The 20,010-nt window shown below is 73.3% G+C and carries 19 protein-coding genes and 1 tRNA gene; 9 read left to right on the forward strand and 11 right to left on the reverse strand.

Features of this window, described 5'->3' with window-relative positions:
* Window positions 1-73 precede the first annotated feature (73 nt).
* The 3 genes from ABZ354_RS18550 (at window position 74) to ABZ354_RS18560 (ending at window position 3,181) form a co-directional block, all read left to right on the forward strand.
* The gene (locus tag ABZ354_RS18550; RefSeq protein WP_358657928.1) at window positions 74-1,261 is read left to right on the forward strand and encodes a thiolase family protein; all 1,188 of its coding nucleotides are present in this window, start codon (window positions 74-76) and stop codon (window positions 1,259-1,261) included.
* Between the two features lie 280 nt (window positions 1,262-1,541).
* Complete coding sequence (locus ABZ354_RS18555) at window positions 1,542-2,315, forward strand: sulfite exporter TauE/SafE family protein (RefSeq protein ID WP_358657930.1); 774 nt, start codon at window positions 1,542-1,544, stop codon at window positions 2,313-2,315.
* Between the two features lie 35 nt (window positions 2,316-2,350).
* Window positions 2,351-3,181 carry a cobalt-precorrin-6A reductase gene (locus ABZ354_RS18560; RefSeq protein WP_358657932.1) on the forward strand — a complete coding sequence of 277 codons (831 nt, stop codon included), beginning with the start codon at window positions 2,351-2,353 and terminating at the stop codon, window positions 3,179-3,181.
* On the opposite strand, the gene cobF is transcribed toward ABZ354_RS18560, so the two are convergent.
* Window positions 3,138-3,911, reverse strand: a complete 774-nt coding sequence (gene cobF, locus ABZ354_RS18565; RefSeq protein ID WP_358657934.1) for a precorrin-6A synthase (deacetylating) — start codon at window positions 3,909-3,911, stop codon at window positions 3,138-3,140. The genes ABZ354_RS18560 and cobF overlap by 44 nt on opposite strands.
* 47 nt (window positions 3,912-3,958) lie before the next feature.
* Entirely contained in the window at window positions 3,959-4,486 is a 528-nt protein-coding gene (locus tag ABZ354_RS18570) for a DUF309 domain-containing protein (protein ID WP_358657936.1), read from the reverse strand.
* Window positions 4,487-4,606: 120 nt separating this feature from the next.
* On the opposite strand from ABZ354_RS18570, the gene ABZ354_RS18575 reads away from it, so the two are divergent.
* Window positions 4,607-4,680: transfer RNA gene (locus ABZ354_RS18575), tRNA-Pro, on the forward strand.
* Window positions 4,681-4,780: 100 nt separating this feature from the next.
* Here the strand turns inward: ABZ354_RS18575 and ABZ354_RS18580 are convergent.
* The 6 genes from ABZ354_RS18580 to iolC form a co-directional block, all read right to left on the reverse strand.
* On the reverse strand, window positions 4,781-5,308 hold the full coding sequence (locus ABZ354_RS18580; RefSeq protein WP_358657938.1) for a GNAT family N-acetyltransferase: 528 nt from the start codon (window positions 5,306-5,308) through the stop codon (window positions 4,781-4,783).
* Window positions 5,305-6,090, reverse strand: coding sequence for a GntR family transcriptional regulator (locus ABZ354_RS18585; RefSeq protein ID WP_358657940.1), 786 nt, complete (start codon window positions 6,088-6,090; stop codon window positions 5,305-5,307). Before ABZ354_RS18585 ends, ABZ354_RS18580 begins: the two co-directional genes overlap by 4 nt.
* 41 nt (window positions 6,091-6,131) lie before the next feature.
* Window positions 6,132-7,997 (reverse strand): 3D-(3,5/4)-trihydroxycyclohexane-1,2-dione acylhydrolase (decyclizing), encoded by a 1,866-nt coding sequence (iolD, locus tag ABZ354_RS18590; RefSeq protein WP_358657942.1) that lies wholly within the window; start codon window positions 7,995-7,997, stop codon window positions 6,132-6,134.
* Window positions 7,994-8,905 carry a 5-deoxy-glucuronate isomerase gene (gene iolB / locus ABZ354_RS18595; protein WP_358657944.1) on the reverse strand — a complete coding sequence of 304 codons (912 nt, stop codon included), beginning with the start codon at window positions 8,903-8,905 and terminating at the stop codon, window positions 7,994-7,996. The genes iolD and iolB overlap by 4 nt, the downstream gene beginning before the upstream one ends.
* Before the next feature lie 196 nt (window positions 8,906-9,101).
* Window positions 9,102-9,980, reverse strand: a complete 879-nt coding sequence (locus ABZ354_RS18600; protein WP_358657946.1) for a deoxyribose-phosphate aldolase — start codon at window positions 9,978-9,980, stop codon at window positions 9,102-9,104.
* A 44-nt stretch (window positions 9,981-10,024) separates the two neighbouring features.
* Window positions 10,025-10,981, reverse strand: coding sequence for a 5-dehydro-2-deoxygluconokinase (iolC, locus tag ABZ354_RS18605; RefSeq protein ID WP_358657948.1), 957 nt, complete (start codon window positions 10,979-10,981; stop codon window positions 10,025-10,027).
* Window positions 10,982-11,314: 333 nt separating this feature from the next.
* Here iolC and ABZ354_RS18610 point away from each other — a divergent pair, with 333 nt between their 5' ends.
* The 4 genes from ABZ354_RS18610 to ABZ354_RS18625 are packed head-to-tail and all read left to right on the forward strand — an operon-like array spanning window position 11,315 to window position 15,234.
* The gene (locus ABZ354_RS18610; protein ID WP_358657950.1) at window positions 11,315-12,334 is read left to right on the forward strand and encodes a sugar ABC transporter substrate-binding protein; all 1,020 of its coding nucleotides are present in this window, start codon (window positions 11,315-11,317) and stop codon (window positions 12,332-12,334) included.
* 5 nt (window positions 12,335-12,339) lie between these two features.
* On the forward strand, window positions 12,340-13,410 hold the full coding sequence (locus tag ABZ354_RS18615; RefSeq protein WP_358657952.1) for an ABC transporter permease: 1,071 nt from the start codon (window positions 12,340-12,342) through the stop codon (window positions 13,408-13,410).
* Window positions 13,411-13,414: 4 nt separating this feature from the next.
* The gene (locus ABZ354_RS18620; protein WP_358657954.1) at window positions 13,415-14,326 is read left to right on the forward strand and encodes an ATP-binding cassette domain-containing protein; all 912 of its coding nucleotides are present in this window, start codon (window positions 13,415-13,417) and stop codon (window positions 14,324-14,326) included.
* Between the two features lie 5 nt (window positions 14,327-14,331).
* On the forward strand, window positions 14,332-15,234 hold the full coding sequence (locus ABZ354_RS18625) for a sugar phosphate isomerase/epimerase (RefSeq protein ID WP_358657956.1): 903 nt from the start codon (window positions 14,332-14,334) through the stop codon (window positions 15,232-15,234).
* 76 nt (window positions 15,235-15,310) lie between these two features.
* Here ABZ354_RS18625 and ABZ354_RS18630 read toward each other — a convergent pair whose 3' ends face one another.
* Window positions 15,311-16,315, reverse strand: a complete 1,005-nt coding sequence (locus ABZ354_RS18630; protein WP_358657958.1) for a Gfo/Idh/MocA family oxidoreductase — start codon at window positions 16,313-16,315, stop codon at window positions 15,311-15,313.
* 162 nt (window positions 16,316-16,477) lie between these two features.
* Window positions 16,478-17,641, reverse strand: a complete 1,164-nt coding sequence (locus ABZ354_RS18635) for a phytanoyl-CoA dioxygenase family protein (RefSeq protein ID WP_358657960.1) — start codon at window positions 17,639-17,641, stop codon at window positions 16,478-16,480.
* A gap of 107 nt (window positions 17,642-17,748) precedes the next feature.
* Here ABZ354_RS18635 and ABZ354_RS18640 point away from each other — a divergent pair, with 107 nt between their 5' ends.
* Entirely contained in the window at window positions 17,749-18,792 is a 1,044-nt protein-coding gene (locus ABZ354_RS18640; RefSeq protein WP_358657962.1) for a LacI family DNA-binding transcriptional regulator, read from the forward strand.
* Window positions 18,793-18,833: 41 nt separating this feature from the next.
* Here ABZ354_RS18640 and ABZ354_RS18645 read toward each other — a convergent pair whose 3' ends face one another.
* A complete protein-coding gene (locus ABZ354_RS18645) occupies window positions 18,834-19,994 on the reverse strand; it encodes a Gfo/Idh/MocA family oxidoreductase (protein ID WP_358658005.1) in 1,161 nt (386 codons plus the stop codon).
* Window positions 19,995-20,010 lie beyond the last annotated feature (16 nt).

Below are 20,010 nucleotides of genomic sequence, written 5' to 3' on the forward strand. Positions count from 1 at the left end.
GCAGTCTCGTCGCCCAGGGCCCGGGTCGGCAGGGTCGTCGGCCGGGCGTGGCACCGTCGGTCAGGAGTCTCCCGTGCGTCCCGTCCACTTCGCGGCCGCCCGCCGCACCCCCATCGGCAAGCTCCGCGGAGCGCTCTCCTCCGTACGGCCCGACGACCTCGCCGCGGCCGTCATCCGCGGCCTGGTCGCCGACCTGCCCCGTCTCGACCCGGCCCGCGTCGACGACGTCTACTGGGGTGCCGCCAACCAGGCCGGCGAGGACAACCGCAACGTCGCCCGCATGGCCGCCCTGCTCGCCGGCCTGCCCGAGTCGGTGCCCGGCGCCACGGTCAACCGGCTGTGCGCCTCCGGCCTCGAGGCCGTCACCGCCGCCGCGCGCACCATTGCCGCGGGCGAGGCGGACATCGTCCTGGCCGGCGGTTCCGAGTCCATGAGCCGCGCGCCTTTCGTGCTGCCCCGCCCCGACGAGGCCCTGCCGCACCGCATCGAGACCGCCGACACCCGGCTCGGCTGGCGGCTGGTCAACCCGGCGATGAAGGACCTGCACGGCCTGCTGTCCATGGGCGAGACCGCCGAGGAGGTCGCCGAGCGGTACGGCGTCACGCGTGAACGGCAGGACGAGTTCGCGCTGCGCAGCCACCGCCTCGCCGCCGAAGCCCGCAAGAACGGCCACTTCGACACCGAGATCCTGCCGGTCACCCGCCCCGACGGCATCGTCGTCGATGCCGACGAGTGCGTCCGTGAGGACACCTCCCTGGAGAAGCTGGGCCGCCTCAGGCCCGTCTTCCGCGCGGGCGGCAGCGTCACCGCGGGCAACGCCTCGCCCATGAACGACGGCGCCGCCGCCCTCCTCCTGGTCAGCGAGGAGGCACTGGACGAACTGGGCCTGGAGTCCCTCGGCCGGTACGTCGCCGGAGGCTCGGCGGGCGTCCACCCCGACGTGATGGGCATCGGGCCGGTCCCCGCCACCCGCAAGGTCCTGACCCGCGCAGGCTGGGACATCGGGGACGTCCAGGAGGCCGAGTTCAACGAGGCCTTCGCCGCCCAGGCCCTCGCCTGCGTCGACCAGCTCGGCATCGACCCCGACCGGGTCAACCCGTCCGGCGGCGCGATCGCCCTCGGCCACCCCCTCGGCTGCTCCGGCGCCCGCATCCTGACCACCCTCCTGCACCGCATGCGCCGCACGGGAGCGGCGCGGGGCCTGGCGACGATGTGCGTCGGCGTGGGCCAGGGCAGCGCGCTGCTGGTCGAGCGGGACTGAGAGCGCGACGCGGAAACGGGGAACGGCGCGCGGTGCGGCGCGGGAACGGGGAACGGCGCGCGGTGCGGCGCGGGAACGGGGAACGGTGCGTGGTGTCCCCGCCGGTGACCGGGACGCGGCGGCCGGGTCCCCCGGGCCGGCCACCGGGCGCGGTGGCCCGCGGTACCTCGGCCGGTGACCCGGCGGGACGGGCTGCCGTGCGGGGGCACTCGCCGCGCGGTGGGCCGGCCGGCGGGACGCGGCGCACCGCCCCCGGCCGGGGCATAGCATCAGTCTCCGCATGGACACGATGACACTCTGGCACCTGACCGGCTGGGAGTTCGCGGCGCTCGCTCTTGCCGCCCTGCTCGTCGGCTTCTCCAAGACCGCCGTGAGCGGCGCCAACACGGTCAGCCTCGCCGTCTTCGCCGCGGTACTGCCCGCCCGCGCCTCCACCGGCGTGCTCCTGCCGGTGCTGATCGCCGGGGACGTCCTCGCCGTCCTCACCTACCGCCGGCACGCCCACTGGCCCACTCTGTGGCGGCTCTTCCCGGCGGTCGCCGCGGGCGTCGTCGCCGGCACGGTGTTCCTGGTGTGGGCGGACGACCGGATCGTCCGTACGTCCATCGGCGCGATCCTGCTGGTGATGGCCGCCGTGACGGTGTGGCGGCGGCGCGCGGCGGACACGGAGCCGGAACCGGAGGAGGTCACGAGCCGCGCGGGCCGCCTCAAGGCCCGCTCCTACGGCGTGCTGGGCGGCTTCACCACCATGGTCGCCAACGCGGGCGGCCCGGTGATGTCGATGTATCTGCTCTCCGCGGGCTTCCGGAAACTGGGCTTCCTCGGCACGTCGGCGTTCTTCTTCCTGATCGTCAACGTCTCGAAGGTGCCCTTCAGCGCCGGCCTCGGACTGATCGACGGCCGGTCGTTGCGACTGGACGCCGCGCTCGTGCTGTTCGTCGTGCCGGGGGCGCTGCTCGGCAAGTGGGCCGTACAGCGGATCAACCAGCGGCTGTTCGAGCAGCTCGTGATCGCGGCGACCGTGCTGGGCGCGCTCCAGCTCCTGCTGCGCTGAGCGGCACCGAGCCACACCCCCGTACGCTCGTCGCCATGCCCCCGTCCCCCTTCCCGTCTCCGTCCCCGCACGTGCTGATCCTCGGCGGCACCACCGAGGCCCGCGAACTGGCCGCCGCACTCGCGGCGCGCGGGGTGCGCGTCACGACGTCCCTCGCGGGCCGCGTCGCCCGGCCGGGCTCGCTCGACGGACAGGTACGCGTCGGCGGCTTCGGCGGCGCCGACGGTCTCGCCGACTGGCTGCGCGCCGAGCGCGTGGACGCCCTGGTGGACGCCACGCACCCGTTCGCCGCCGGCATCACGGCGAACGCCGCCCGGGCCGCGGCCGCGACCGGCGTCCCCGCGGTGGTCCTGCGCCGCCCCGGCTGGCAGCCCGGCCCGGGCGACCACTGGCACCCGGTCACGTCCCTGCCGGAGGCGGCGGCCCTGCTCCCGCGCCTCGGCCGTCACGTGTTCCTCACGACGGGCCGCCTGGGTCTGGCCGCCTTCGCCCACCTCACGGACCTGCGCTTCGTCGTCCGGTCCGTGGAACCGCCCGGCCCGCCGACGCCCCCGCACACGCACACGGTGCTGGCCCGCGGCCCGTTCACCCTCGCCGACGAGTACGCCCTGCTCCGCGACCACGACATCGACGTCCTGGTCACCAAGGACAGCGGGGGAGCGGCCACGGCACCCAAACTCGCCGCCGCCCGCGAGCTGCGCCTGCCGGTCGTCGTCGTACGCCGCCCGCCCCTCCCCGAGGGCACGACGGCGGTACCGGACGTACCGGCCGTCCTGGACCTCCTGGGCCTGGACCGGGCCGCCACCCGTCCTGACCGGGCCGCTACGCGTCCTTCGGGTTCCGGCGCAGCAAGTACGTGTCCATGATCCAGCCCTTGCGCTCACGGGCCTCGGCGCGCACCCGCTCGATCCGGGGCGCGGCCTCGGCGATGGGCCCGGAGACGAGGATCTCGTCCGGGGTGCCGATGTACGCCCCCCAGTAGATGTCCATGTCCTCGTCGGTGTACCGCCGGAACACCTGGTGCGCGTCGAGCATCACGACCACGTCGTCCACGCCCTCCGGGAAGCCCTCCGCGAGCCGCCGGCCCGTGGTGATCTGCACCGGCCGCGCCACCCGGTTGAGCCCCGTCCGGTGCCGCGCGACCAGCGCCGACACACTGCTGACGCCCGGCACGACGTCGTACGAGAAGTCCACCGCGCCCCGCGCGAGGACCTCCTCCAGAATCCCGATCGTGCTGTCGTACAGCGACGGGTCGCCCCACACCAGGAACGCGCCGCTCTCCCCTTCGCCGAGCTCCTCGGTGATCATCCGCTCGTAGAGGCCGGCGCGGGCGCTGCGCCAGTCGCCGACGGCGGGGGAGTAGGCGGCGCCGCCCGCACGGCGGTCCCGCTCCGGGTCGCGCGCCTCGACCACGCGATACGTCCCCTCCGGCACGTGCGCCTGAAGCATGTCCCGGCGCAGCCGCGTGAGGTCCGCCTTCACCTCGCCCTTGTCGAGGACGAAGAACACGTCCGTGCCCCGCAGCGCCCGCACCGCCTGAAGGGTGAGCTGGTCGGGGTCGCCCGCGCCGATACCGATGACATGAATCTTTCGCACGCCCCGAGTCTGCCCCACAGCCTTCGACGCACCGGTCGGGGGTGGGCTCACCGCAGCCGGGGCGCGCTGCGCGCCGCGTCGACCGGCCCGCCGCCCCGCTCCACGTCCCCGGCCAGTGCGCGCGCCCACGCCACCACACCGGGCAGGTCCATCCCGTGCGGCCGCTCCCGCCCCCGGGCCGACGCCCACTGCTCGGCCGCGCCCGCCCCGCGCCGCAGCAGCCGGGCGCCGCCCGTGACGTTGCCCCGGGCGCAGTGCGTGAGCCCCACGGCGAGCTGCGCGAGCCCCCGCCACAGCTCCCGCTCCTGCTCCGTTCCCGACTTCCAGGCGTCCTCGAAGACCTCGTGCGCGTGGAACGGCTTGCCCTCGTCCAGCAGCCGCTGCGCCTGTGTGACGGTCTCCTCCGGGGTCCGTACGACGCCCTCGGGCTGCCGGGGCACGCCGTCCGTGCCGTACGGCAGGGGCCGCCCGAGTCCGTCCCGGGGCCGCGCGTTGCGCGCCCGGCCCTCACTGTCGCGGTCCCGCGCGTCGCGCGTCCCGTCCGGCTCCGTGCCGCCCGTACGACTGCTGCCCATACGCCGATTGTGCCGCGCGCGGCCGTGACCGGGTGTGCCCGGCCGCTTTCGGCGCAGCCGTCCGGGTGGGGTAAAGTGCTGTCCGCGCGATCACGCGGTTCTCCGCGGGACGGCGCACACCGGGACGTGGCGCAGCTTGGTAGCGCACTTGACTGGGGGTCAAGGGGTCGCAGGTTCAAATCCTGTCGTCCCGACGGTGACACAGGGCTTGCAGCCCGGATCAGGGCCTTGTTCTCGCTTCGGCGAGGCAGGGCCCTGAGTCGTTCCCACACCGGGAGCAGGGGGGCGCGGCGGTCATCCCCCGAGGCTTCGGTGCCAGCGCCTCTCGCCCTCGTGCCAGTCGTCGGTGGGCGTGAGCCCGGCGGCCGTGGCGACCGCGGCGGATGCCCGGTGGGCGGGGTGGATGTGGGCGACGACGGTCCGCACCGGTGTCCCGCCGAGCCATTCGACGAGGCCTCGGGCCGCTTCCCCGGCGATGCCTCTGCCCTGCCACGGAGTGCCGACCACCCAGGCGACCTCGGCGAGGGTGCCGCGGCCGGAAGGAGCGAGCGTCGCCTGGACCGTTCCGGTCAGGCAGGCCTCGTCGCGGAGCCGGATCACCCAGTTCAGCCAGGAGACGGCGGGATCGGGGGAGCCCGCGGTCAGGCGCTCGTAGCGGGAACGCAGGGCCCGCGGGGTGTCCGGGCTGCCGCCGATGTAGGTGTGCAGAGCCGGATCGGACAGCACGGCGGCCATCTCCTCGGCGTGCCCGGCGCGCAGGGGCAGCAGGTCGAGCCGAGCCGTGGCGATGGCGGGGGCCGTGACGGCGCGGGCGGGGGTCAAGGGCGTACCAGGAGCTGGAAGTCGAAGGCGTAGCGGGACGCCCGGTACAGGTGGGTGCCGTACTCGACCGGGCGGCCGGTGTCGTCGTAGGCCGTGCGCCGCATGGTGAGGAGAGCCGCGCCCTCCTGTTCGTCGAGGCGGGCGGCCTCCTCGGCGGTGGCCGTGCGGGCGCCGACGCTCTGGCGGGCGCTGTGCAGGACCATGCCCGTGGAGCGCAGCATGCGGTACAGGCCCGTCGACTCCAGGCGGGCCGTGCTGAGGTCCAGCAGGCCCGTGGGGAGGTAGTTGCACAGGATCGCCACCGGCTGGCCGTGGGTGCCGCGCAGCCGCTCCAGGACCGTGACCTCCGTGCCCTCCGTCATGCCGAGCGCCGCCGCCACCTCGGCGGAGGCGGGGACGGTCTCGTTGCGGACGACCCGGGTGCACGGGCCCTGTCCGGCCGCCTCCAGGTCGTCGTACAGGCTGCTCAGTTCCAGCGGGCGTCTGACCTGGGTGTGCACCACCTGGGTGCCGACGCCCCGGCGGCGGACCAGGAGGCCCTTGTCGACCAGGGACTGGATGGCCTGGCGGACCGTGGGCCGGGACAGGCCGAGGCGCACGGAGAGGTCGATCTCGTTGCCCAGGAGGTTGCCCGGGGCGAGTACGCCGTGCTCGATGGCCGCCTCCAGCTGCCGTGCGAGCTGGTAGTACAGGGGAACCGGGCTGGAACGGTCCAGGGCGAAGTCCAGGCGGTCGAGCGCGGGGGCGGTCACGGCGCGTGCGGGGTCACCGGTCCTCGCCATGGAGGTACCTCCCTCTCGGAGCTCTGCGGAGTCGGGGCGGGTCAGAGGTGGCGGCGGCGTGCGGCCGCCTGCCGGTCGTAGTCCTCGCGGGCCGTGCGCGCGGGTGCGCGGGTGGCCGTCTCGGCGACCGGTACGTCCCACCAGGCCTCGGCCGGGGGAGCGGTCGGAGTCGGGTCCGTTTCGACGTATACGCAGGTCGGACGGTCCGAGGCGCGCGCCTCGGCCAGGGCCTCGCGCAGTTCGCGGACCGTGGTGGCGCGCAGGACGTCCATGCCGAGGCTCGCCGCGTTGGCCGCCAGGTCGACCGGCAGCAGGTCGCCGGTGAAGGTGCCGTCGGCGGCGCGGTGGCGGTAGGCGGTGCCGAAGCGCTCCGCGCCCACGGACTCCGACAGGCCGCCGATGGACGCGTAACCGTGGTTCTGGACGAGGACGATGTTGACCGGCAGGTTCTCCTGCACCGCCGTGACGATCTCCGTCGGCATCATCAGAAAGGTGCCGTCGCCCACCAGGGACCAGACGACCGTGTCCGGTGCGGCCTGCCGCACGCCGAGCGCGGCCGGGATCTCGTAGCCCATGCAGGAGTAGCCGTACTCCAGGTGGTACTGGCGCGGGGAGCGGGACCGCCACAGTTTGTGCAGGTCGCCCGGGAGGGAACCGGCCGCGTTGATCACCACGTCCTCGTCGCCCACGACCGCGTCCAGCGCTCCCAGCACCTGGGTCTGGGTCGGGGCCGCGTCGTCGTCCCCCCGGTAGGCCGCGTCCACCGTCTCGTCCCAGCGCTCCTTGCCCGCCCGGTACTCGGCCTCGTACGCGTCGGTGACGCGGTGTCCGGCCAGGGCCGCGGTGAGGGCGTCCAGGCCGGCCCTGGCGTCGCAGACCAGGGTGCGGGCGGACAGCTTGTGGGCGTCGAACGCGGCGACGTTGAGGTTGACGAAGCGCACGTCCGGGGTGCGGAACAGAGTGCCGGAGGCGGTGGTGAAGTCGCTGTAGCGGGTGCCGACGCCGATCACCAGGTCGGCGGTCCGGGCGAGTTCGTCGGCGACGGCCGTGCCGGTGTGGCCGATGCCGCCCACGTCGGCCGGATGGTCGTACCGCAGGGAGCCCTTGCCGGCCTGGGTGGAGGCCACGGGGATGCCGGTGGCGTCCACCAGGGACTTCAGGGCGTTCTCCGCCTCGCTGTGGTGGATGCCGCCGCCCGCCACGATCAGGGGGCGTTCGGCCGCCCTGATCGCCGTGACCGCCTCCGCCAGTTCCGCCGGGTCCGGTGCGGGGCGGCGTACGCGCCAGACGCGGTCGGCGAAGAACTCCTCCGGCCAGTCGAAGGCCTCCGCCTGCACGTCCTGGGGGAGGGCGAGGGTGACGGCGCCGGTCTCCACCGGGTCGGTGAGCACGCGCATCGCGTTCAGCGCGGAGGCGATCAGAGCCTCCGGGCGGGTGACGCGGTCGAAGTAGCGGGAGACCGGGCGGAGAGTGTCGTTGACGGACACGTCGGCCGAGACCGGGTGCTCCAGCTGCTGGAGGAGCGGGTCGGCGGCGTGCGAGGCGAAGTAGTCGCCGGGGAGCAGGAGGACCGGCAGGCGGTTGATCGTGGCGAGCGCGGCGCCCGTGACCAGGTTCGTCGCGCCCGGCCCGATGGACGTCGTCACCGCCTGGACGGACAGGCGGTTCAGCTGGCGGGTGTAGCCGACGGCCGCGTGCACCATGGCCTGCTCGTTGCGGCCCTGGTGGAACGGCATGACGTCGCCGTACTCGACGAGTGCCTGGCCGAGCCCGGCGACGTTGCCGTGGCCGAAGATGCCCCAGGTGCCGGCGACGAGCCGGCGGCGCACGCCGTCCCGCTCGGTGTACTGGGCGGCGAGGAAGCGGACGAGGGCCTGGGCGGTGGTCAGGCGGCGGGTGGCGCTCATCGGGACCTCTCGGGCGCGGAGTAGAGGGGCAGGCGGGGGTCGACGGGCTGCTCGGGCCAGGTGCCGCGGATCCACGCGTGGTCGGGGTGGTCGCAGATCAGCCAGGCACGCTCGGCCCCGGGGCCCGCCATGACGTTGAGGTAATACATGTGGTGGCCGGGCACGGCCATCGACGGGCCGTGCCAGCCGTCGGGGATGAGGACGACGTCGCCGTCGCGGACCTCGGCGAGCACGTCCGTGCCCCGGCCCCGGCCGGACGGCGAGACCCGCTGGTAGCCCAGGCCCGGGGTGCCGTCGTGGGCGGCGAACTCGAAGTAGTAGATCTCCTCCAGCACCGACTCCTCGCCCGGACGGTGCTCGTCGTGCTTGTGCGGCGGGAACGACGACCAGTTGCCGCCCGGCGTCAGCACCTCCACCGCGATCAGACGGTCGCACTCGAAGACGCCGGCCGCGCCGAAGTTGTTGACCTGGCGGGAGCAGGTGCCGCTGCCGCGCAGCTCCACGGGCACCGACGAGGCAGGTCCGTAGCGGGCGGGCAGCCGCCGCTCGCAGCGCGCACCGGTCAGCGCGAACCGTCCGCCGCCCGTCGACGTCACGGTCGTACGGGCGTCGCGGGGCACGTAGGCGAAGTCGGTGACCGCGCTGAACACGTCGGGACGGCCGTGCAGTGCGAAGGTGTCGTGCCCGAAGTCGTCGGCCGCCGCCACCGTGCACGCGCCGCCGAGGGGCAGCACGATCCACTCGCTCTCGCCCGTGTCGAAGGTGTGCGAACCGCCCGGCGGCAGCTCCAGCACGCGCAGGGCGGAGTGCCCCCAGCCCGCCCGCTCCGGGGTGACGTCCACGGCGTAGGGGCCGCCGGGGGCCTTGTCGGCGGGAAGGTGGTGCGGGCCGTACGGGCTCGTCGTCATCGGTGTCTCCTCGTCGTCCTCGCCCGCCTCAGGGCGCGTACCGGCTGCTCGGCCGCTCGTGACTGCCTCACGGCCCCTCGCGGCGGGCCGCCCCCGTCCGCCCCCACGGCGGGTCCAGCGCCGTCGCGCCGCTCTCCCGCCGTCCCCGCGATGTGCACCGCCGTCGTGCCGCTCCCGCGCCGTCCCCACGGCCCGCTCACAGCAGGCTCACCGCCGTGTCGACCGCCGTCTCGACGCTGCCCCCGGCCGGGTACAGCAGGGAGCGGCCCACGACCAGGCCCTGCACGCCGGGCAGGCGCAGCGCCGTGCGCCACTTCTCGTACGTCCGCTCCTGGTCGTCGCCGACCTCACCGCCCAGCAGTACCGCGGGCAGCGTGGACGTCTGCAGCACCTCGGCCATGTCGTCCGGGTCGTCCGTCACCGGAAGCTTCAGCCACGTGTAGGCGGACGTGCCCCCCAGGCCCGAGGCGATGGCCACGGAACGGGTGACGGCCTCGGCCGACAGGTCGTTGCGGACCCGGCCGTCGACGCGGCGGGAGAGGAAGGGCTCCACGAACACCGGCAGGCGGTGCGCGGCCATCGCGTCCACCGCGCGGGCCGCCGACTCCATGGTGGTCAGCGAGCCGGGGTCGTCGTAGTCGATACGCAGCAGCAGCTTGCCCGCGTCGAAGCGGAACCGGGCGATGTCCTCGGCGCGGTGCCCGGTGAAGCGGTCGTCCATCTCGAACGCGGCGCCCGCGAGGCCGCCGCGGTTCATCGAGCCCATGACGACCTTGTGCTCCAGCACGCCGAGCAGCAGCAGGTCCTCCAGGACGTCGGCGGTGGCGAGCACCCCGTCGACGCCGGGCCGGGACAGCGCCACGCACAGCCGTTCCAGCAGGTCCGCCCGGTTGGCCATGGCCAGAGCGCGGTCGCCGACGCGGAGCGCACCGCGCGCCGGATGGTCCGCGGCGACGATCATCAGCCGGCCGCTGTCACCGATCAGCGGGCGGCGCGCGCGGCGGGCCGCGGCCTCGGCGACGGCCTCCGGACGGCGGGCTCTGACCGTCGTGAGGTCGGGGATGCTGAGGGTCAAGACGGGCTCCGTTCGGGTGTGGCTCGGTCGGCCGCGGGCACGGTTCACGCACCCCCGAGGAGGCCGGCGACCTCGGACTCGGTCGGCATGGCGGAGGAGCAGGCGAGGCGGGAGGCCACGAGCGCGCCCGCGGCGTTCGCGTGCCGCATGATCCTCTCGAGGTCCCAGCCCGCCAGCAGTCCGTGGCAGAGCGAGCCGCCGAACGCGTCGCCCGCGCCGAGCCCGTTCACGACCTCGACGGGCACCGGCGGCACCTCGGCCTCGGTACCGTCACGGTGCACGGCCAGCACGCCCTTCGGGCCCTGCTTGACGACCGCGAGTTCCGCCCCGGCCGCCAGCAGCGCCTCGGCGCAGGCGCGCGGCTCGCGCACTCCGGTGGCGATCTCGCACTCCTCGACGTTGCCGACGGCGACCGTGGCATGGCGCAGGGCCTCGGCGTAGTGCGGACGGGCCGCGTCGGGGTCGGACCAGAACATCGGCCGCCAGTCCAGGTCGAACACCGTGATGCCCGCCTTGGCGCGTGCCCGCAGCGCGGTGAGGGTGGCGGTGCGGCTCGGCTCCTCGCTCAGTCCGGTGCCGGTCATCCAGAAGACACGGGCCGCGCGGATCGCGTCCAGGTCCAGCTCGTCCGGGTGGATCTCCAGGTCGGGGGCCTTGGGACGGCGGTAGAAGTACAGCGGGAAGTCGTCCGGCGGGAAGATCTCGCAGAAGGTGACCGGCGTCGGGTACGCGGCGACCGGGGTGACCCAGCGGTCGTCCACACCGAAGTCCTTGAGGGCCTCGTGCAGGTAGCCGCCGAACGGGTCGTCGCCGGTGCGGGTGATCACGGCACAGGTCCGGCCGAGGCGCGCGGCGGCCACCGCGACGTTGGACGCGGAACCGCCGAGGAACTTGCCGAACGTCTCCACTCTGGACAGGGGTACGCCCGTCTGCAGAGGGTAGAGATCGACGCCGATACGGCCCATGGTGATCAGGTCGAAGGGCTGGCTCGACTCGGCCATGCGCGACGCTCCTCTGACTGGGGCGGGGCCTGTGACGGGACGAGGCCCACGAGGTGGGAGTCTTTAATGGGAACCGGGGGCCTGCCGCTCATCAGGTGTAGGTCCCGTGGGGCCCGCTGTCAATAGTTTGTACTTACATTCGGACCTGTGGGTGAAGTGATGTCTTGACAAAGTATTGACACCGGACGTGTCAGGGACTTGGATCGCGTCCCAGCGCAAACAGCCGTGTCGGACGGCACACGGCCCGGGCGCACTCCGAGCCCGCGGGCCCTCCGGATCCTTACGATCCGTGCCTTTCGCTCTCCCCCCGTCGCACAGTGAGGTGCAGGACAGATGGACCGTTCTTCCCCCGCCCGCTCCCGCAGATTCGCCCCCGCCCTGGCCCTGGCCGCGGCGGCGGCACTGACCCTCGCCGGCTGCTCCAGCGACTCCGGCGGAAAGGACGCCGAGGAGGGAGCGGCCGACGCCTCCGCGGGCAAGGCCACCACGCCCCGTATGACGGTCGCGCTCGTCACCCACCAGTCGGCCGGCGACACCTTCTGGGACATCGTCCGCAAGGGTGCCGAGGCCGCCGCGGCCAAGGACAACATCAAGCTCGTCTACTCGAACGACCCGAACGCCGGCAACCAGGCCAACCTCGTGCAGAACGCCGTCGACCAGAAGGTCGACGGCATCGCCATCACCCTCGCCAAGCCCGACGCCATGAAAGGCGCCGTCGCCAAGGCCGAGAAGGCCGGCATACCCGTCGTCGGCCTCAACTCCGGCCTCAGCGACTGGAAGAAGCTCGGCCTGCTGCAGTTCTTCGGGCAGGACGAGTCCGTCGCCGGTGAGGCCTTCGGCAAGAAGCTGAACGAGGTCGGCGCCAAGAAGGCCGTCTGCGTCATCCAGGAACAGGGCAACGTCGGCCTCACCCAGCGCTGCAGCGGGTTGAAGAAGACCTTCAAGGGCTCGGTCCAGAACCTCTACGTCAACGGCACCGACATGCCGTCCGTGAAGTCGACGATCACCGCCAAGCTCAAGCAGGACACCGGCATCGACCACGTCGTCACGCTCGGCGCCCCGTTCGCGCTGACCGCCGTGCAGTCCATCGGCGACGCCGGCAGCAAGGCCGAGGTCGCGACCTTCGACCTCAACAAGGAACTCACCAAGGCCATCCAGGACGACAGCATCGAGTTCGCCGTCGACCAGCAGCCCTACCTCCAGGGCTACCTGGCCGTCGACTCCCTGTGGCTGTACAAGAACAACGGCAACTACAGCGGCGGCGGCGAGCAGCCGGTACTGACCGGACCCGCCTTCGTCGACAAGTCCAACGTCGACAGGATCGCCGCCTTCGCCGCGAAGGGCACCAGGTGAGCGGCATGACCCAGCAGGCTGAGCCGGCGGTGACCCCACCGCCGGCCGGCGGCCCCCGACAGGCAGACGGGCGCACCACCCGGCGCCCCCTGGTCCTGCGGCTGCTGGCACGACCGGAGGTGGGCGTCTTCCTCGGCGCCCTCGCCGTGCTGGTCTTCTTCCTGGTCGCCGCCCCGGCCGTCCGTCAGGGCAGCTCGATGGCGACCGTGCTCTACCAGTCGTCCACCATCGGCATCATGGCGCTGCCCGTCGCGCTGCTGATGATCGGCGGCGAGTTCGACCTGTCCTCCGGCGTCTCCGTCATCACCTCCGCCCTCACCGCGAGCATGCTCAGCTACCAGCTGACCGTGAACGTGTGGACCGGCATCGTCGTCGCGCTGGTCCTGTCCCTCGCGATCGGCGCGTTCAACGGCTGGATGGTGGTGCGCACCGGCCTGCCCAGCTTCCTCGTCACGCTCGGCACCTTCCTGATCCTGCAGGGCACCAACCTCGCCATCACCAAACTCGTCACCGACAACGTCGCCACCGACGACATCAGCGACATGCAGGGCTTCGACCAGGCCAGGTCGGTCTTCGCGTCCTCCTTCGACGTCGGCGGCGTCCAGGTGAAGATCACCGTCGTGTGGTGGCTGGTCTTCGCGGCCGTCGCCACCTGGGTGCTGCTGCGCACCAAGTACGGCAACTGGGTCTTCGCGGTCGGCGGGAACCAGGACAGCGCCCGCGCGGTCGGCGTGCCCGTGAAGTTCACCAAGATCACGCTGTTCATGCTGGTCGGCTTCGGCGCCTGGTTCGTCGGCATGCACAACCTGTTCTCCTTCAACACCGTGCAGTCCGGCGAGGGCGTGGGCCAGGAGCTCATCTACATCGCCGCCGCGGTGATCGGCGGCTGCCTGCTCACCGGCGGCTACGGCTCGGCGATCGGCCCGGTCTTCGGCGCCTTCATGTTCGGCATGGTGAACCAGGGCATCGTCTACGCCGGCTGGAACCCCGACTGGTTCAAGGCCTTCCTCGGCGTGATGCTGCTCGGCGCCACCCTCGTCAATCTGTGGGTCCGCCGCGCGGCGACCCGGAGGTGAACCCATGACCCCCAAGGCAACCGGCACCCACGGCGCCCTGCTCCCGGACCCCGCACCCGACGAGGGCCGCCCCGTCGTCGAACTGCGCGGCGCGGGCAAGTCCTACGGCAACATCCGCGCCCTGCACGGCGTCGACCTCGCCGTCCACCCCGGCAGGGTCACCTGCGTCCTCGGTGACAACGGCGCCGGCAAGTCCACCCTCATCAAGATCGTCTCCGGGCTGCACCAGCACACCGAGGGCGAATTCCTCGTGGACGGCGACCCCGTCCGCTTCGCCACCCCGCGGGAGGCCCTCGACCGCGGCATCGCCACCGTCTACCAGGACCTGGCGACCGTGCCGCTCATGCCGGTGTGGCGGAACTTCTTCCTCGGCTCCGAACTGACCCGCGGACCCTGGCCCGTGCGCCGCCTCGACATCGACCGGATGAAGCGGACGGCCGACGAGGAACTGCGCAACATGGGCATCGTCCTGGACGACCTGGGACAGCCCATCGGCACCCTCTCGGGCGGCCAGCGCCAGTGCGTCGCCATCGCCCGCGCCGTCCACTTCGGCGCCCGCGTCCTCATCCTCGACGAGCCCACCGCCGCCCTCGGCGTCAAGCAGTCCGGCGTCGTCCTCAAGTACATCGCCGCCGCCCGCGACCGCGGCCTCGGCGTCATCTTCATCACCCACAACCCGCACCACGCCTACATGGTCGGCGACCACTTCAGCGTGCTGCGCCTGGGCACCCTCGAACTCAGCGCCGCCCGCAGCGAGGTCGGCCTGGACGAGCTCACCAACCACATGGCCGGCGGCGCCGAACTGGCCGCCCTCAAGCACGAACTGGCCCAGGTACGCGGCGTCGACACCGAAGGGCTCCCCGAGGAGGAAGACCTCAAGGCGCCCGCACCCGCACCCTCCTCCGAAGGGAACTGACAGACATGGCCCCCGCGCTCGACCGGATCCGCGTCGGCTCCGCCCCCGACTCCTGGGGCGTGTGGTTCCCGGACGACCCCCGGCAAGTGCCCTGGGAACGCTTCCTGGACGAGGTCGCCGAAGCCGGCTACTCCTGGATCGAGCTGGGCCCCTACGGCTACCTGCCCACCGACCCGGCCCGCCTCACCGACGAGGTGCAGCGCCGCGGCCTGAAAGTCTCCGCGGGCACCGTCTTCACCGGCCTGCACCGCGGCCCCGCCGTGTGGGACGCCACCTGGGACCACGTCGCGCAGGTCGCCGCGCTCACCCAGGCCATGGGCGCGCGACACCTGGTCGTCATCCCGTCCTTCTGGCGGGACGACAAGACCGCCGAGATCCTGGAGCCGCCGGAGCTGACCGGCGAGCAGTGGACCCACCTCACCCGCGGCATGGAACGCCTCGGCCACGAAGTCAAGGAGCGCTACGGCCTGGACATCGTCGTCCACCCGCACGCCGACACCCACATCGACACCGAGGAGCACGTCGGGCGCTTCCTCGACTCGACCGACTCCGACCTGGTCGGCCTGTGCCTGGACACCGGGCACTACGCCTACTGCGGCGGCGACAGCGTCAAGCTCATCGAGACCTACGGCGAACGCATCGGCTACCTGCACCTCAAGCAGGTCGACCCCGAGATCCTCGCGGACGTCCGGGCGAACGAGGTGCCCTTCGGGCCGGCCGTGCAGCGCGGCGTGATGTGCGAACCGCCGTCCGGCGTCCCCGACCTGGGCCCCGTACTGACGGCGGCCCAGAAGCTCGGCGTGGACCTGTTCGCCATCGTGGAGCAGGACATGTACCCGTGCGAGCCGGACAAGCCGCTGCCGATCGCGGTGCGGACGCGCACGTTCCTGCGGTCCTGCGGGGCCTGAGGACAGGACAGGAGGGAGAGGGCCGGGAGAGACCGCCCGGCCCTCTCCCTCCCCCCGGTCCTCGCGGCCGGGGCCGTCAGCCGGTGCGCACCTCCGCGACCGTCACCGGCCGGTGCTCGCGCAGCGACAGCGTGCACGCCTCGGCGATCCAGCCCGCCTCCAGGGCGTCCGCGACCGTGCACGGCGAGGGCCGCGTGCCCGCGACGACCTCGGTGAACGCGGTGAGCTCGGCGCGGTAGGCGGGGGCGAAGCGGTCCATGAAGAAGTCGTGCGGCACGCCCGTCGGGAACGTCACCCCCGGCTCCACCGACCGCAGCGGCAGCTTCTCGTCCAGGCCCACGGCGACCGAGTCGGCGAAACCGAGCAGTTCCATGCGGACGTCGTGACCGCGGGCGTTGTGCCGGCTGTTGGACACCACGGCGATCGTGCCGTCGTCCAGGGTGAGGACTGCGCCGGTGGTGTCGGCGTCGCCCGCCTCCCGGATGTACGCGGCGCCCCGGTTGCCGCCGACCGCGTACACCTCGGTCACCTCGCGGCCCGTCACCCAGCGGATGATGTCGAAGTCGTGCACGGAGCAGTCCCGGAAGATGCCCCCGGACGCGGCGACGTACGCGGCCGGCGGCGGCGCCGGGTCCAGCGTCGTGCACCGCACGGTGTGCAGCCTGCCCAGTTCGCCGCCGCGCACGGCGTCCCGCGCGGCGACGTACCCGGCGTCGAAGCGCCGGTTGAAGCCGATCTGGACCGGTACGCCGCTCCCTTCGACGGCCCTGAGCACCTCCACGCCCTCGACGATGGTGCGGGCGACGGGCTTCTCGCAGAACACCGGCACGCCCGCCTCGACCCCGGCACGGATCAGGGCCGGGTGGGCGTCGGTCGCGGCGGCGACGACCAGGCCGTCCACCCCGGAGGCCAGCACCGCCTCGGGGGAGTCCGCGACGTCGGCTCCGAACCGTTCGGCGGCGGACTTCGCGGCGTCCGTGACCGGGTCGGCGACGACGAGCGAGGTGACGGCGTCGAGCCCGGAGAGGGTCTCGGCGTGGAAGACGCCGATGCGGCCGAGGCCGAGGATTCCGATGCGCATTGCGGTGCTGCTCCTTGTGTGGTTGCGGTCCGTGGCCGGGGCTCCGCCCCGGACCCGGTCGTCCTGCGGGCTCGTCCTCGACACGACCGGGACCTGATGAGGTGTCTGCGGCCCGGCCCGCCGGGCACGTACTGGTTCCCGTGGTCGAGAAGCCCTCGGTACTCAGCTCACGCGTCGCCCGGCGGACGCCCGGAGCGCCTCGCGCAGCGCCCCCGGTGCCCATTCCTCGCGCAGCGCCCGCCGTACCAGGTCCGCCTGGGAGGGCGGGGCGAGCCCGTCCACGGGCGGATCGCGGTCCAGGTCGGTGGGGAAGGGGTAGCCCTCGGCGCTCGCCGCGATCACGTTGTCCAGCCACCGCACGTCCGCGCCCCGGGCCTTGCGCCCGAGCAGCACCGGGTACACCGCGGTGACGACCGCCTCCCGGTCCACCGTCTCCATGGCGCGGCCGAACGCGGACGACACCTGCAGCAGATTCGCCATACGCCGCACGTCCGCCGAGCGGTTGGTGCCCGCGGCGTGGAACAGCGCCGGGCTGAAGAACACCGCGTCACCCTTGGCGAGCGGAAGCTGCACATGGTGCGCGTCGGCGTACGCCCGGAACTCGGGCCGCCGCCAGGCGAGGTAGCCGGGCTCGTACTTCTGCGAGTGCGGCAGGTACAGGGTCGGCCCCGACTCCACCGGCATGTCGCAGTGCGCGACGGCGCCCTGGAGGGTGAGCACGGGGGAGAGGCGGTGCACGTGCGCCGGGTAGGCCGCCGCGGCCTCGTCGTCGAGGAAACCGAGGTGGTAGTCGCGGTGCGGGGCCTGCGCGGCGCCGCCCGGGTTGACGACGTTGATCTGCGAGGTCATCTGGTAGCCGGGGCCCAGCCACGCCTCGGACACCAGGGCCAGGACGTCGTTCGCGTAGTAGTCGGCGAACACCTCCGCGTCGTACAGCGCGGCCTTCTCCAGCGCGTTCCACACGCGGTCGTTGGCGCCCGGCCGCGCGAAGTGGTCGCCCGAAGCGGTGCCCGCGGCGCGCTGCCCGGCGATCAGGGCGTCGAACACGGCCGTCGCCCGGTCCACCACCTCCGGGTCGGGAAAGGCGCCCCGCAGGACGACGACGCCGGGCCCGTCGGCCAGGGCGCGGACCAGTTCGTCCTGGACGGCGGGACGGTCGGCCGCCAGGACGCGGTCTCGGTCGTAGACGAGGACGTTCCGCTCGATGGACGTGGCGTGCGGAAAGCCGGCCAGGTCGGTGCTCCGCTCGGTCAGTGCGCGGAAGGCGGCGAGGTCGCAGTCCCGGGCGGACAGCCGGACGCGCGGGTGTACGGGAGTCGTGGACATCGTCGTCCTCTCGGTGACAGGGTCGCCGCAGCGCTGTCATTCTTGTCCTGACAAACCCGTCGAACAACCAGCAGCGCGCCATCAAAAACCCCTCAAGGAGCCGTGGCATGGGGCACCCGTTCCCGATCCGGGAGATAGCCCGCCAGGCAGGGCTGAGCGAGGCCACCGTCGACCGGGTCCTCAACGGCCGCGGCGGAGTACGGGAGAGCACCGCGCGCGAGGTGCACCGGGCGATCGCCGACCTCGACCGGCAGCGCACCCAGGTCAGGCTGGTGGGACGTACGTTCATGGCCGACATCGTGATGCAGGCGCCGCAGCGGTTCTCCAGTGCCGTCCGCGCCGCCCTGGAGGCCGAACTGCCCTCGCTGCACCCGGCCGTGCTGCGCTCCCGCTTCCACTTCCGCGAGACCGGCCCGGCCGCCGAACTGGTCCGGGTCCTCGACGGCATCGCCCGGCGCGGCTCCCAGGGCGTGATCCTCAAGGCGCCCGACGTCCCCGGGATCACCGCCGCCGTGGGCCGGCTGGCCGCCGCAGGCATCCCCGTCGTGACGCTGGTGACGGACCTGCCCTCGAGCGCCCGCATCGGCTGCGTCGGCATAGACGACCGCGCGGCCGGCGCCACCGCCGCCTACCTCGTGCAGCAGTGGCTCGCCGACCGGCCCGGCAACGTCCTCACCAGCCTCAGCAGCGGCTTCTTCCGCAACGAGGAGGAACGCGAAATGGGCTTCCGCGGCGTCATGCGGGCCCGCTGCCCCGGCCGTGCCCTGGTCGAGATCGCCGAGGGGCAGGGCCTGGACGCCACCCAGTACGACCTGGTGCGCGCCGCGCTGGACCGCGACCCGGGCATCCGGGCCGTCTATTCCATCGGCGGCGGCAACATCGCCACCCTGCGCGCCTTCGAGGACGCCGGCCGCGAGTGCGCCGTGTTCGTCGCGCACGACCTCGACCAGGACAACACCCGGCTGCTGGCCGAGCACCGCCTCTCCGCCGTCCTCCACCACGACCTGCGCCAGGACGTCCGCGAGGCGTGCCGCGTCCTGATGCGCGCCCACGGAGCGCTCCCGCCCGCCGGCCCCACCCTGCCGTCCCCGATCCAAGTCGTGACGCCCCACAACATGCCGCCCGACGTGCCCACCCCACCACCGCGGTGACCCGCGCCCCCGCTCACCGGTGAGCGTCCGGTCGTGACGCCCTACCGGGTGGGTACGGCGATCCACGCGCCGCTCGCCGCCGAGCGCGTCATCGCGTCCAGCACTTCCGCGGCGCGCACGGCGTCGGCGAGGGTCGCCCCGCACGGTGTGCCGTCGGCGACCGAGCGCAGGAAGCGGTACGCCTCGATCACCTTCAGGTCGTCGTAGCCCATGGCGTTCGCCGCGCCCGGCTGGAACGCGCCGAACTCGCCGTGCCCCGGGCCGACGTACACCGTGCTGACGGGCTGGTCCTGGTACGCGGTGCCGCGGCTGACGCGCAGCTCGCCCATGCGGCGGAAGTCCCAGAAGACGGCGCCCTTCGTGCCGTGCGCCTCGAAGCCGTAGGTGTTCTGCTCGCCGACCGACACCCGGCACGCCTCCAGCACACCCCGCGCGCCCGAGGCGAAACGCAGCAGGCAGCTCACGTAGTCCTCGTTCTCGACCGGGCCCGGCTCGCCGCCCGTGGCGCGGGAATGCCCCGCCGTGGCGCCCGCCGGGCGGGCCCGCTCGGGCAGGAAGACGGCCGTGTCGGCGGTGAGCGAGACGATGTCGCCGAGCAGGTAACGGGCCAGGTCCGCGCCGTGCGAGGCGAGGTCGCCCAGCACCCCGCTGCCGCCGCGCCGCCGCTCGTACCGCCACGTCAGGGCGCCCTCGGGATGCGCCGCGTAGTCGCTGAACAGCCGGACGCGGACATGGGTGACCGCGCCGATCTCCCCGGCGGCGATCAGATCGCGAGCGGCCTCCACGGCGGGCGCGTTGCGGTAGTTGAAGCCGACCGCGCCCTGTACCCCGGCGCCGGCGACCGCGTCGGCCACCGCCCGGGCGTCCGCGGCGCCGAGGCCCACCGGCTTCTCGATCCAGATGTGCTTGCCCGCCCCGGCCATCGCGACGCCGATCTCGCGGTGCAGGAAGTTCGGCGCGGTGATGCTGACGGCCCTCACCCGCGGGTCGGCGGCCACCTCGCGCCAGTCGCCGGTCGCCGCGGCGAACCCGTGGCGCGCCGCGGCCTCCTCGGCCCGGCCGGGCACCTCGTCGGCGACCGTCACCAGCTCGGGCCGCAGCGGCAGGTCCGGATAGTGGTGCCGCACGCGCGCGTACGCCTGGGTGTGCACCCGGCCCATCCAGCCGAATCCGACGACGGCGACACCGAGCGCGTCCACCATGAGAGCGAGCCCTTCG

Source organism: Streptomyces sp. NPDC005925, from assembly GCF_040638805.1.
Classification (GTDB): Bacteria; Actinomycetota; Actinomycetes; order Streptomycetales; family Streptomycetaceae; genus Streptomyces.